Source organism: Shewanella hanedai, from assembly GCF_007197645.1.
In the GTDB taxonomy this organism is placed as follows: domain Bacteria; phylum Pseudomonadota; class Gammaproteobacteria; order Enterobacterales; family Shewanellaceae; genus Shewanella; species Shewanella hanedai.
Genome location: NZ_VKGK01000013.1, coordinates 77,184 through 91,116, shown reverse-complemented (window position 1 = coordinate 91,116; position 13,933 = coordinate 77,184). Strand labels below are relative to the sequence as shown.

13 protein-coding genes are annotated in these 13,933 nt (G+C 42.4%); 8 read left to right on the top strand and 5 right to left on the bottom strand.

Features of this window, described 5'->3' with window-relative positions; translation table 11 throughout:
* The first annotated feature begins 47 nt into the window (after positions 1-47).
* A complete protein-coding gene (locus FN961_RS12250; RefSeq protein WP_144040463.1) occupies positions 48-1,079 on the top strand; it encodes an FHA domain-containing protein in 1,032 nt (343 codons plus the stop codon).
* A 30-nt stretch (positions 1,080-1,109) separates the two neighbouring features.
* Positions 1,110-3,824, top strand: coding sequence for a serine/threonine-protein kinase (locus FN961_RS12245; RefSeq protein WP_144040462.1), 2,715 nt, complete (start codon positions 1,110-1,112; stop codon positions 3,822-3,824).
* Between the two features lie 16 nt (positions 3,825-3,840).
* Here FN961_RS12245 and FN961_RS12240 read toward each other — a convergent pair whose 3' ends face one another.
* Entirely contained in the window at positions 3,841-4,440 is a 600-nt protein-coding gene (locus tag FN961_RS12240; protein ID WP_144040461.1) for a hypothetical protein, read from the bottom strand.
* A gap of 422 nt (positions 4,441-4,862) precedes the next feature.
* Here FN961_RS12240 and FN961_RS12235 point away from each other — a divergent pair, with 422 nt between their 5' ends.
* Complete coding sequence (locus FN961_RS12235) at positions 4,863-5,054, top strand: hypothetical protein (RefSeq protein ID WP_144040460.1); 192 nt, start codon at positions 4,863-4,865, stop codon at positions 5,052-5,054.
* A 111-nt stretch (positions 5,055-5,165) separates the two neighbouring features.
* Here the strand turns inward: FN961_RS12235 and FN961_RS12230 are convergent, their stop codons facing one another.
* Positions 5,166-5,372, bottom strand: a complete 207-nt coding sequence (locus tag FN961_RS12230; RefSeq protein WP_144040459.1) for a hypothetical protein — start codon at positions 5,370-5,372, stop codon at positions 5,166-5,168.
* Positions 5,373-5,632: 260 nt separating this feature from the next.
* On the opposite strand from FN961_RS12230, the gene eco reads away from it, so the two are divergent.
* The 5 genes from eco to FN961_RS12205 all read left to right on the top strand — a co-directional run bounded on the left by eco (position 5,633) and on the right by FN961_RS12205 (position 10,383).
* The gene (gene eco / locus FN961_RS12225; protein WP_144040458.1) at positions 5,633-6,214 is read left to right on the top strand and encodes a serine protease inhibitor ecotin; all 582 of its coding nucleotides are present in this window, start codon (positions 5,633-5,635) and stop codon (positions 6,212-6,214) included.
* A 525-nt stretch (positions 6,215-6,739) separates the two neighbouring features.
* The gene (gene codB / locus FN961_RS12220; RefSeq protein ID WP_144040457.1) at positions 6,740-8,005 is read left to right on the top strand and encodes a cytosine permease; all 1,266 of its coding nucleotides are present in this window, start codon (positions 6,740-6,742) and stop codon (positions 8,003-8,005) included.
* A 10-nt stretch (positions 8,006-8,015) separates the two neighbouring features.
* Positions 8,016-9,314, top strand: coding sequence for a cytosine deaminase (locus FN961_RS12215; RefSeq protein WP_144040456.1), 1,299 nt, complete (start codon positions 8,016-8,018; stop codon positions 9,312-9,314).
* Positions 9,315-9,528: 214 nt separating this feature from the next.
* Positions 9,529-10,020, top strand: a complete 492-nt coding sequence (locus FN961_RS12210; protein ID WP_144040455.1) for a GNAT family N-acetyltransferase — start codon at positions 9,529-9,531, stop codon at positions 10,018-10,020.
* 114 nt (positions 10,021-10,134) lie between these two features.
* Complete coding sequence (locus tag FN961_RS12205) at positions 10,135-10,383, top strand: hypothetical protein (RefSeq protein ID WP_144040454.1); 249 nt, start codon at positions 10,135-10,137, stop codon at positions 10,381-10,383.
* A 78-nt stretch (positions 10,384-10,461) separates the two neighbouring features.
* Here FN961_RS12205 and FN961_RS12200 read toward each other — a convergent pair whose 3' ends face one another.
* From FN961_RS12200 to FN961_RS12190, 3 genes are read right to left on the bottom strand one after another with little or no spacing between them, the layout of a single operon-like run.
* Complete coding sequence (locus FN961_RS12200; RefSeq protein WP_144040453.1) at positions 10,462-11,682, bottom strand: carbohydrate porin; 1,221 nt, start codon at positions 11,680-11,682, stop codon at positions 10,462-10,464.
* A 12-nt stretch (positions 11,683-11,694) separates the two neighbouring features.
* A complete protein-coding gene (locus FN961_RS12195) occupies positions 11,695-12,939 on the bottom strand; it encodes a quaternary amine ABC transporter ATP-binding protein (RefSeq protein WP_144040452.1) in 1,245 nt (414 codons plus the stop codon).
* Complete coding sequence (locus tag FN961_RS12190) at positions 12,932-13,831, bottom strand: ABC transporter permease (protein ID WP_144040451.1); 900 nt, start codon at positions 13,829-13,831, stop codon at positions 12,932-12,934. The genes FN961_RS12195 and FN961_RS12190 overlap by 8 nt, the downstream gene beginning before the upstream one ends.
* Between the last annotated feature and the right edge of the window lie 102 nt (positions 13,832-13,933).

Here is a 13,933-nt window from a genome sequence, read left to right as displayed (position 1 = left end):
TTTTAAATAAAATCGGACTTTATTTAAAAATAAAAGGGAGTCGTTTTATGGCGTATATTATTGATCCAATATCAAAATCAAAAATTTATCTTTATGCCCACCACAGTTTCGGGCGCCTAGCTTATTCCGTTAATACGTTAATCAGTCAATCTGATATCTCAAAAATCCATGCCATCATCGAATGGAATAATGGCATTTGGTCCATTAGGGATATCAGCACTAACGGCTGTTGGTTAAATAAGATAAAAATCTTTAGTAATAAACGATATCCTCTCAAAGCAGGAGATAGCATCAATTTTGCCTCTCCAGATAATCCAGAATATCGCTTAGAAAATCTTGACGCTCCAGCCGATCTTCTTATCCCCTGCCCGACCACAGACCAAGATAGCCAGCATCTTGATCATGCCATCACACTCGAAGAGTATAACCTTCTTCCTCAAGAAAACCCTGAACTGGCACTATTTCGCGACGGTAAAATGGAGACATGGAAAGTCGCATCGATTGACAGTGAAACCGATGACGGCAGCATACTCGAAGAGGGGGGGATCATTGAGTTCCGACAACAGAAGTGGCAACTGCATCTCAGCCATTTGGAACCATTAACCCAAGCGCTGCAAGCGACACAGTTAACCCTTGAAGATATCACTTTCGATTTCTATCTGAGTTTAGATGAAGAGGTATCACAGCTGAAAGTGCACACACCTGAGTCCATCTTAGATCTCCATGTTCGCAGTCATCACTATTTAACGCTGAACTTAGCCAGATACCGTTCATTAAGTGCCGAGCAAGGGTTGGATGAGTCAGAACAGGGCTGGGTATATGCTGAGCAGCTTGTGAAAGACCTGGGAATAGAGATCCGTCATCTTAATATTCAGATCCACAGGGCCAGAAAACAGTTCAGTGACAGCATAAAAGTTAATGATGCCGAATATATTATTCAAAGACAGGCAGGAAAAATTCGCTTTGGTAGTACTAATTTCAATATTTATAAGGGGCATAAACTTGAATGTGGCCTGCATCAAACGAATAAGATGTCATCAGTAGATACTCAAGTGCAATATGAAACGAAACTCCAATAATCCATTAAATAATTAAGGAATATTAATCTCTTGAAGCACAACGTTCCCTCACTCCCGCCTAAACTGCCTGAATTTATCTCAGACAATTATACGCTCACCGAGATGCTCGGTGAGGGAGGCATGGGAACCGTCTATCTAGCACAAGATACTCGGCTACACAGAACTGTCGCCATCAAGGTGCTGCATCGTATTCCTGAGCAGCAGGCACTGACATCGCCACAAATTCAAGCGTTAGATGAAGCCCGAGCACTGGCTAAGGTGAACCACCCTAATATTGTTCAGATATATGACGTGCTGGAGCACCAAGAACAAGTGGCACTGGTGATGGAGTTTTTAAGCGGTAAAACACTGCAACAGTTTCAAAATGAACAGATCACTACTCTCATTCAAAAACTGCAGATTTTGCACCAGATAAGCCTAGGTCTCGACGCGGCCCATCAGGTTGGAATCGTTCATTGCGATCTCAAAGCGTCTAACATCGTTATTACTTCTCATGTTGATGGCAGCAATGTATGCGCTAAAATTGTTGATTTTGGCATTTCGCAAACTCAACGAAAGGTCCAAGAGACTCAGAATCCAAATCCTAACGCTGATGTAGCCAATTTGCCGGTCAGCCAAGGCTGTAAAATAGCCATGTCGCCAGAGCAGTTAAACGGACTGCCAATAAACCATTTAAGTGATCTATTCTCTTTTGGGTTGTTAGCATACCACTTGATCTCAGGTCACCACCCCTTCGGTGCTGGCTCAGCCAATCAGATAAGTGACAGAATCATTAACCAAGCTCCCAGTGATGCATCTGAGATTATCCCTAAGATACCAGCAGAATTAGCAGACCTACTCAATCAGCTTTTGCAAAAACAGCCAGCAGACAGAGTTCAAAGCGCAAAACAGCTTGCTGATAAAATTCAGCAAATAATGGTAGCCCTAACTCAAGAAGAGATATTACTGCAACAAACCGTTGCCAATGCAGCAATATACGATTCAACGATTGCAAATAAAGTAGCGCTAAACTCAACGGTTATAGCGAATGTATTCAATCGGGTGTCAAAGAGAGGTATCGTCTTAATCACCACAGCTATCAGCGTACTGACCCTATTACTTCTGACAAATTACCCATCACTATTAGCCTTAATGAATAGCGCACCACCAAGCGCGACGATTAAACATCAAGTGGTGGTTATTCCACCAACGCTTGAAAGCAAAAATCAGGCCGATACAGCTGAATCCAATCTTCTAATGGCGACCATGGACGATGCCATTAGGCAGTACATCATACGCAATGACACGATGCAGTTGATCTCCAGCTCAGAGGTCAAGGCTATTGATGGGGATATCAATGCCATAAGTAATCAAACTGGGGCCACGGATATCCTCACCAGTGAAATAAGCTGTAATACCACCCGCTGTAATATCACGCTTTCACGATTAAATAAGAGTCCTAACTCTCAGCGCTGGACAGTAACAGATCAGGATAACTGGCCTGCTATATTGCAGAACTTCTACGCCACTCATAACGACACTCAGCTAAAAGTAGCTAAGCTATTTTCAGATAATCAGGCCAGAGAGCAGATAAATCAGCAGGTTAGTGAAAAAGACTACCTGGCTTATATTGAGCTTTATTCAACAATGTTACTCGCAGGGAAAGTGACGCCAGAATTAATGCAATCTTTAGCCAAATTAATTCAGAAAGCCCCTCACCTCTATTCCGCCTATTCGTTATATAGAGAGAGTGCATTGAGTTTTTATACCAGTACTAATGATGAGAAATTTATACGCATTTTTGAGGAGATATTGGATCAATCTCCTCCTGAATACCGATACAGTGTTGAACAGGCTATAGATAAGTTCACTATTTATGTGTCTACCAATGCATTCGACAAAGCTAATTCTCAACTAAATATAGCGAAACAACGTGGTGCCGATGACGCCACTTTAATTGAATTCCAAGCCTATTTTTTCTTAGCCAGTAATCAATTAGAACTCGCTATAATGACTTACCAAAAAGCACTATCTCTAAGGCCAAGTACAAAACTGTTATATAACTTAGCACTGAGTTATTGGTGGCAAGTGAATGCAGAAAAGAGTAAACAGGTCTTAAATACTTTACTTGCAATCAATCCAGAACATTATTTTGCCAATCAACTTTTGGCAGATATTTCTCTTTCCGAAGGAGACTTAGAGCAAGCCATAGCACTTTATCGTCCTTTAGTGACTACAAACAAGCAAAGTATTGATATCAGTAACCTTGGACTCAGCTATGCACTATCAGGACAATACCAGCAAGCATTGGAGATGGCTCAGCTGGCGGTCGATACCAGTCCAAACCATCCTAACTGGATATTAAACCTGGCCGATATTCAGTTGATCTTAGGTAAAAAAAGCCAAGCCCATGCCCACTACCGACAGGTGTTGAATTTAAATCAGGGACTAGAAAGTCGAAGTGCTTGGCTGCAAAGAGCACAAGCCTATGTTCATATAGGCGATCACGAAGCGGCAATTAAAGCGTTAAATCAATTAAAAAAAATGTCCACAATTGATGGTGAAGTATCTTTTGCCGCTGCGCTCATATACGCACGAATCGGTGAGTATATCTCAGCTCTCTCTCAGGTCGAAGAAGCACTCAATGCCAACATAGGCGCAGTCTGGTTTAATTTACCTTGGTTTGACTCACTCTGTGAAATATCTAAGTTCAATCAATTACTCGAGGAAGCTGGCAAGCTTGAGCGTTGCCAGCTTAAAAATTAATTTGACGGTTATGAACCTACCCCATAGGACGCCTGACACCAATCTGAGGGTCTTGAGAGTAATGAACTGTGAACTGCCCTTGCGCATCTGTAAATGGTGGAGTCGGCAGATCTTTTGAGGCTACATATCTGAAAGAAATGGTATCTCCTCCGACAGGCGTTCCTTCCACTTGCTCTATGGTCAATATGACTTGCAGACCATCATCAGCCACTTGACTCGTGACATTGTAGGATATTGCATTTTGCACTTCATCAAAGACGATTCCATTGTTATAGAAACGCCAGCCTGCCGCGATGGCTTTATCACTCATTTTACCGATGAGTACAGCGCGTTGAAGCAGTTGTAACTCTTCCTTAATCACCACAGAATTCATCTCTTTTGACCTATAAGGCTCAAAGGTAATGTTTAATGCACTACACGAACTCGGTGTTGGCGATAACACTCCATTATCGACTCGATAAATTTCAGTGCTCCAAGGGTAACTTTCATTCGGTGTAATAGAAAAGTAATTAACGGCAGTGCTCACGTTCATACTGTTCCCTTCGAACGCGGGCGCAGGAACAATGATCTCAACAGCGTCTGCAAGTTCGTTTGTCATATTCTCGGCTATGCTCATGATTAATATTCCTTCCATGTAATAAAGTATCTCTCAGGGTTTTGCTGAAATAACATTCTCATCATGATAAATACCTATAACAATGCCTATTTGCATACGATTAAAGAAAAACTGACTCGATGAGTCATATCAATAATAACCTAAGTTATTAATCATTTACCTATCAGAATATTTAATTCAGCAACACAAATTAATACAGCACAAACCAAAGACTTACAAGCCCTTGCTATAGAAAATAACGTCCATCCCGTAACAAATTGTGAATACAGGTTCCATAATGACATTCAGCTCAGATTTATACCTAAGAATAAGATAACTAATTAATTTAAATACAGAATGAGAATATCTTTTCGAATGAGTGAATAATTGCTGTTATATGGCGTAATACAGAATTTTTATCATCTTTGGTAAGCTTTTCTGATATGAATAATACAGAGCTAACGAACATGGAAGTATGGAGTCTGAACCGTTTATACGACTGGTTAACTGGGAAGCAAAGAGATAACGACCTTATCAAGCAACTCAACCATGCTCTGTCTGGAGATTATTACTCTCAAGATTGGTTAATCAAACTTTGGCAATCAAACGTTAGTCAATCCAGCATTAATCAATAAAATGTTAGGGAATCAACTCGTAAAACCTGCATATTTAAATTTGACTTATGAATACAGAAAGCTGGCAAACTTAGCGTTGCCTGCTTAAATAATTGGTTTGAAGGTTATTAACTACCCCCTAGGACGTCTCACGCCAACCTGAGGACGAAGGTTGAGTGTCGTGGGAGACAATAGGCTTTTTAGGTCTATATCAGCAACACTGTGGGCATTGATATTAGAAAGGTGGGTGCTATTGCCTCGTTCAACATCCCCAGCCATTGTTGATGTAGAGATAAGTAAAGACGTTAGCAAAACAGCACAATATGATTTTTTTAACATAATTATTCCATTAATTTAGTTGTGAAAATACAAATGATTACCCGTGAAAGGTAATATTGAAATAAAACAATAGGTAACTATTACTATCACAGGAACACAGACACCGCACACAGTCTTCCTAATCAAGCATGTCTACCTAGCATTAATGAAATTAGCACACATTGCCAATCTTCCGATAAAAAATAATATCTTTTAACCCTTTTTATTTTCCGAGCCGTTAATAGAGTCATTAACTAAGTACATTGCTTCTCGGAGATTATATGAATTCATCGACCCTTAACGCTGCTAAACACGCTATCACTGCCACAGCCCTTGCCATTTCACTGCTATCTTTCAACGCTCAGGCCACCAGCCCAGTACAGCGAAATCTCCATAACGACACAGGGATCACCACTCAATCATTTACATCTGCAGCTCACCAAACTCAGGTGGCAACAAAGATGTACCCAGCGCCGACTGCTGGCATGGTGCAGCACATTTTAACCCTGCCAACTTTAGCGGATGAGTCCAACTACATGGTGGAGATTCAAATTGGGCAAACTAAAGTGGAGAACTGTAATCGGCAGGTGCTCTCGGGCAAGCTCACGCAACACTCAATAAAAGGCTGGGGATATAATTACTATCAAGTAGACAGTATCAGCGAAGGCCCGAGTACCCTGATGGCCTGCATGCGCAGAGGAGAACCTAATACGGTGTTTGTACCAATCCAAGATGATCTAAAGCTTAGCTATGATAGCCGTTTAGCTAAGGTATTTTACTTACCTGAAGGCAGTGAGATCAGGTACCGCACTTGGCGTGTTGAAAGCCAATTCAGTTCATCAAAAGCAACAGTCAAAAGCTAATCCTTTTCTAATAAATAGAAATACAGAGTACATGCAGGTCATAAAGTCCTGTATGTACTTTTGTTTAAAAAAACTTAAATAAACCATTAACTTTGGCAGCAGCGATTATCCATCTCTATGAGCTCGATTGGCTCACGCCTAAGCATAAAAGACAGCTGCATAGCATCCTCATATTTTATAGTAAGGGAAACAGTGCCTCATAAACTCGCGAACTCAGGGCTGATAGCTTAAGGCTCATCAGACTTGAGTGCATAACAATAAGCATGATATTTCTATACTTAAACCGCTCATAACTGACCAATAACGGGCAACGTTTTACCTACACAACTCACGATTTATTGGCAATTTGTCACCGTAAAACTGAAAAATTGAGTATCCACTGAAATACGCTTGACACCGTATTTGAAATAACTAGAATACGCGCCGTTTGCCAGAGAAGCAGTAAAACTGACAATGATTCTAATATCGGGTTAGTGCTACTTTAGGTAAGCCGCACATTTTATTCATATGGTGTAGGGGTAACAGATGGCAAGCGATAATAATTACAGTTTAGGGCCGGTGCCACAATCGGCACGTAAAGGCATTTTCTCTCTCACTATGGTGATGCTGGGATTAACCTTCTTTTCAGCAAGTATGTGGACAGGAGGCACACTCGGAGTCGGACTCTCCTTTAATGATTTTATTCTTGCAGTACTCATTGGTAATTTAATTCTCGGTATTTACACTTCATTTCTTGGTTATATCGGCGCTCAAACTGGCCTCTCCACTCATCTCCTCGCGCGTTACTCTTTTGGTTTAAAAGGTTCTTGGCTTCCCTCGCTTCTCCTCGGTGGTACACAAGTTGGTTGGTTCGGCGTTGGTGTCGCTATGTTTGCTATTCCAGTCCATAAAGCGACGGGCATAGACACTAACCTTCTCATTCTTATCTCTGGTCTACTGATGACCGCCACCGTTTACTTCGGCATTGCCGCCATCATGATCCTTTCAGCCATCGCCGTACCAGCCATCGCCCTATTTGGCGGTTTCTCAGTATTTCAAGCCGTGGACAGCATGGGAGGCATGGATAGCTTGATAGCCTTCACGCCAGAAAACCCCATGGAGTTCTCAACCGCATTGGTGTTAGTCGTCGGTTCATTTATCTCAGCAGGCACATTGACTGCCGACTTTGTTCGATTCGGTAAGAAACCAAGAAGCGCCGTGTTCGTGACCATGTTCGCTTTCTTCATCGGTAATTCACTGATGTTCATCTTTGGTGCTGCAGGCGCTGCTGCCACTGGCCAAGCTGATATATCTGAAGTGATGATTGCACAAGGATTGTTAATTCCAGCCATTATTATCTTAGGCTTAAATATTTGGACAACCAATGACAATGCGCTCTACGCCTCAGGCTTAGGCTTTTCTAATATCACAGGTCTACCTAGCAAGTACTTGTCTATCTTTAACGGTATCATTGGTACTCTTTGCGCACTTTGGCTCTATAATAACTTTGTCGGATGGCTCACCTTTTTATCCGCCGCGATCCCACCTATAGGCGGGATCATCATCGCTGATTTCTTAAGAAATCGTGAAAAATACAGAGACTTTGCTAACGCTAAATTCGACACCATTAACTGGGCTGCCATTCTGGGTGTAGCTATCGGGGTCATTGCAGGTCATATGCTGCCAGGTATTGTCCCACTCAACGCGGTATTCGCTGGAGCGATCAGCTTTCTAATCCTAGATACGCTGGTCAAGCGTAATACCAACAAAAAATTTGTTAAATCAACTTGTAAGAATGCAACCAATGCATAAGGAAAACACGATGCCAGCTGCAAATATGCTGATCCAAAACGTTACACTCCAAGGCAAACAAGGCCTGCATCAGATCCTAATTGAAGATGGGAAGTTTCAAGCAATCGCCTCCATGGCTGACAGCTTGAGTTTCAGCGATGCTATCATCTCTGGCGCTTTGCTTGACGGTGAAGGTGGCATGGCCATCGCTCCCTTCTGTGAACCTCATGTGCACTTAGACACCACACAAACAGCTGGTGAGCCAAGCTGGAATATTTCGGGCACTCTGTTCGAGGGTATTGAGCGTTGGTCTGAGCGTAAAGCGATGCTCTCTATCGAAGATGTTAAAAACCGAGCAAAGCAGACTCTAAAGTGGCAGATTGCCAATGGTATTCAACATGTACGTACCCATGTTGATGTATCCGATCCAACTCTTATCGCGTTAAAAGCGATGCTTGAAGTCAAAGAAGAGATGAAGCAGTGGGTAGACATTCAAATTGTAGCCTTCCCCCAAGAGGGTATTTTATCTTACCCCAATGGTAAGGAGTTACTCGAAGAAGCGGTCAAGTTGGGTGCTGATGTGATTGGCGCTATCCCCCACTTCGAATTCACGCGTGAATACGGCGTAGAATCCCTGCATTTTGTGTTCGAACTTGCTCGTAAATATGATCGTCTTATCGATGTTCACTGTGATGAAATTGATGATGAACAATCACGCTTTGTGGAAACCGTTGCGGCGCTAGCGCATAAATTTGATATGGGTGAGCGCGTTACCGCCAGCCATACCACTGCGATGCACTCTTATAATGGTGCTTATGCATCACGTCTGTTTCGCCTGCTTAAGATGTCAGGAATAAACTTTGTCGCCAACCCGCTAGTGAATATACACCTGCAAGGTCGTTTCGATGACTATCCTAAGCGCCGCGGAATAACACGTGTCAAAGAGATGCTGGCAGCCAACATTAATGTCTGTTTTGGTCATGATGATATTTTCGATCCCTGGTATCCACTGGGCACTGCGAACATGCTGCAAGTCTTGCACATGGGTCTGCATGTGTGTCAGATCATGGGTTACGATCAGATAAACGACTCCCTTGCACTGATTAGCAGCAAATCAGCACGTACGCTGAATATTCAAGACCGCTATGGGATAGAGATAGGCAAACCAGGCAGCTTGCTAATTCTTCCTGCTGATAATGGTTTTGATGCTGTTCGCCGCCAAGTGCCTGTTCGTTACTCTGTCCGTCATGGAAAAATCTTAGCTGAAACCCAAATTGCGACCACGCAAATTCATTTAGCTGAAGCTGAAAGCGTCACATTTCGTCGCTAACCTTTCCAAATAAGAACAACTAAGGCCTGCAATGACTCATCGTCATTGCAGGCCTTTTGCTACTGAATACCCACCGAGATAACAATCACATAGAGTCACGAGTAGTCCCTTTAATTACCCCAGTTTAAAAACCATTAGCCATGAGAATTTACTTCATATACATTAAATAGATAACTGAATTATTGGTAATTTATAGGATGTAAGGGGAGTAGAGATGGAAGTAATAATAAGACACACTGAGCCTAGCGATTTTGAGGGAGTACAATCACTTTATACTCAACCTTCATGTTATTCAGGCACCCTGCAACTTCCCTACCCATCATTATCAAATTGGCAGGCCAGACTCGCCAATTTGGATAAAAATCATTACAACTTAGTCGCCCTTATTGATAACCAGATCGTGGGGCAAATTGGGATGATAATTATGGACTCTCCGCGTAGAAAACATGTGGCCAATATGGGTATGGCTGTCAGTCATCAACAACAGAATCTAGGTATTGGCACTCAATTGTTAACGGCCATGATTGACTTAGCCGACAACTGGCTAGCAATAAGACGTATCGAGCTTGAGGTCTACACAGACAATGATGCAGCAATCGCACTTTATGAAAAAGTAGGCTTTGTCATGGAAGGGACAGCTAAAGACTATGCTTTCAGAGATGGTAAATATGTCGATTCTTATCTGATGGCCAGATTAGCAAAATAGCTTTCTATCAATCAATAGGGTTTGAAGTCTTAGCAGAAACCAATTGGCAACACCCAGCTGGTTTCGAGTTGGCATCAGTATCCATGTCATTACTGTTAGTTGAGGAAGTTAACGATGAAGAAGTCTAATACCGAAAAGAACGCTTTTATTATCACTCGACTCAATACGACTCAGGGCATCATCAAAGCAACGGGCGAATGGGCTCCATCCTCTTTAACCATGACAGACAATGCACTACTGATATTAACTTTAGATATCATGAGCACAGATGGTTGGGTAGCTTTGGATTTAACGCAATCGAAAACCAAGGTGTTACTGGATGAATTAAATGATGAGGTGTTACTTCATTTACAAACAAGATGAGTTCAACCATAGATCAAACTCATCTTGTTTATTTTATCGGAGCCTACACTGACCCCGACAGAGGCTTTCTTTTATCGATTAGAAATAGTAGCCAAAGTTGATATTAACGCGCTTATTCACTTCGCCATTACCCACCATTGAACCACCAATAAACGGCTGATTCTCAGCAACAACAAAATCGACATAGGTATAAAGGCCACCTGCTGTGATCGCCATACCGGTAACATTCATAAAGGTATCTTCTAGATCCGCTGACTTATCAGCAACAAGAGAATAATCGTTATAGAAAGTCAGATTTGATATTGGTCCTATGCTCACAGGTAAACTGTACGCCACATTGGCAATATACGTGGTTGCTTCAGCAGGAATAGAGTCATAGAAGTGATAAGCACCGACGACCATCTGCTCAACATCCATACCATCAACATCATACTCATAACCGGTAACCTGAAGTTTAAGGTTCCAGCGGTCATAATTTACGACGCCATGCATTGCAGCAGCGAATCGGTCACCATCTTGATCGCCCGCAATGTCCAATTGACCCGACTGAACCGATGCGCCAAGTTCAACAGCAACATCACTAAACGTTAAATTATGAACATAACGAGCATTGAATGTATTAGATTCCGCCGCTTCCAAGGTAGGCGCATCATATGTGCCCTCCCCGGCAAGGCGTACACCCACAACATCATAGGCGTAACGGTCACTACGATCAGACACATAACCGTCTAAGCCGCCCAATTCATCATTTTTATAAAAAGCCAAATCTAATCGATTATCATCAGTTTTATAGGTGTAGTTCAAACCCAGATCATAATCATCTTCAAGCCCTAAATAGAAATTAGAACTGAAGAAATAACTATTCGATGCATATGTCAAAATACCAAAAGGCACCTGAGTAACACCAATTTTACCCTGCTGGCTCTCATCAAAATCATAACCAACCCACGCATGGTGTATCACGTTCATGTACTGGAACCAGCGATACTGAGCTGAAAATAGAATGTCGCCGATATTGCCATCAACGTCGATACGAAATAGATCAAAATCTAAATCTCCGCCGCGATCTTTGTTGCTGTCAGCATAATCTTCGTAGCTGTATTGAAAACGAGCAGCTCCTCCAAACTCAATGGAGTTCTCCTTTTCTTCCTCTACTATAGTTTCAGATGAAGCTTTGCCAGACTCTAGTTGATCTATACGATTCTTTAGAGCCAATATTTCTTCATCTACCGAAGCAGCATTTGCGTTAGCGCTTAATATCAGCGCGATACAAGAGGTTAATAGTGTCTTACGGATCATCATTTATCCTTTTTACTTATCATTGTTTTCAATCTGTGTTTCACCATCAGTTTCAACTCTGTTGAACCCTGATAGGACTTCCGCAAGATCTTCCCTTGAAAGGACACCTTGCAAATCACCGTCATCATCGACAACCGGTAATGGAAACTTTGATTTCATGGTCTCTGGAATAATGCTTTCTAAAGGTGCATCAGGAGATAAAGAACTCATGTCCTCGACTTTAAATTCCTCCATCAGCCCCTCTTCGTCAGATTGAGCTGCATTTTCCAATGCTTTCTCACAGACAACACCTTGAAAACCATCGTCAGTCATGTAGTAAGCATAATTAGCTGGAATACGTCGCATCTCTTCAAGTGCGCCACCAATTGTCTCCGCAGTAAGGCGATATGCAGGTGGTTTCATCACGGTGGATACCGTTAAGGCACGGGGACGGTTAACATCTTTTACGAAAGCTTCGACATAGTCATCGGCAGGGTTAAGCAAAATATCAACGGGTTCACCAAGCTGTATAAGCTCACCATCTTTCAATATTGCAATGCGATCTCCTATCCTCAACGCTTCATCCAAATCATGGGTAATAAATATAATGGTTTTGTTGAGCTCTTTTTGCAGTTCCACCAGCTGATCTTGCATTTCACTGCGGATCAATGGATCTAATGCTGAAAAAGCTTCATCCATCAACAGAATTTCAGCATCCGTACACAAGGCTCTCGCCAAACCGACGCGTTGTTGTTGACCGCCAGAAAGCTGCGATGGATATTGTTTCTCATAGCCAGCAAGCCCAACCGTTTCTAACCATTGTTTCGCTTTCTCTGCTCTAGTGGCTTTATCCACGCCCTGGACACTGAGACCATAAGCAACGTTATCTTGTACGTTACGGTGGGGCATCAAACCAAAACGTTGAAAAACCATTGCCATTTTCTTACGGCGAAATATTTCCAACTCCTTGGTGTTCAGCTTCATTACATCTATACCCTCAACAAGGATCTGGCCTTCAGAGGGATCGATAAGACGGTTAAAATGACGGATCAATGTCGATTTACCGGAGCCAGACAGCCCCATAATGACAAATATCTCCCCCTTGTTGATATCAAGGTTAATGGCTTTAAGGCCCACCGTATGGCCAGTTTTGGCCAAAATATCATCCTTAGACAATCCCTCGCGCACCAAAGGCATCACACTTTCCGACTTTTTTCCAAAGACCTTGTAGAGATCTTTAATCTGAATTAAAGGTTTTTTGTTGGTTTCACTAGCCATTGTGTCCATCCTGCAAATGTTTCTGAGAGCGTTTCGCATATGCCTGCGAGGCTCTATCAAAAATGATGGCTAAAGCAACAATAGCTAAACCGTTAAAGAGACCTAAAGTAAAATATTGATTGGTAATGGACTTAAGTACAGGTTGACCTAACCCCTTAACACCGATCATTGATGCAATCACAACCATCCCCAGCGCCATCATAATGGTCTGGTTAATCCCAGCCATTATCGTTGGTGAAGCAAGGGGTAACTGCACGCCCAATAATCGCTGCATTTTGTTGGCACCATAGGCCGTCGCAGCTTCTAGCACCTCTTTATCAACCAAACGGATCCCAAGATTGGTGAGTCGAATAACAGGGGGAATAGCGTAGATAACAACAGCAATGACACCGGGTACTTTACCAATACCGAGTAACATGACCACTGGGATAAGGTAAACAAAGGCTGGCATTGTTTGCATCACATCTAGAACCGGGGTTACCACCGATTGAGTACGATCACTGCGAGACATCAAAATGCCGATAGGAACCCCTAATATGATAGCTAACATGGTGCACACCGTGATGATACTTAGCGTGCGCATCGTATCCTCCCACATGCCGAAATAACCAATTAGCATAAACGAAACAACCACACTTAATGATAGTTTCCAAGAGCGGCTAGCAACGTAGACTAAAGCGGTGATCGACAGTAGCACTGCCCACCATGGTGATTGCACCAACAATTTTTCGAACCAAATCAGGAAATCGAGTAACGGACTGAAAAATACTTCTAAATCATCGCCGTACTCGCGGGAAAAATCACGGAATGCACCGTCTAAATATTTTCGGATCTCTAACAGATCGACACGATCCATCTTAGGAAATGTGTTAAGCCAAGAAGAGTCGGCCATGAATACCTCTATCGTGATTACCCTTGGGAATAGGGAGAGACGCGAGGTCGAATAACCTCGCGTTATTTAAAGCTCTATTAGGCATGTGAGCTGCTGAGTTTG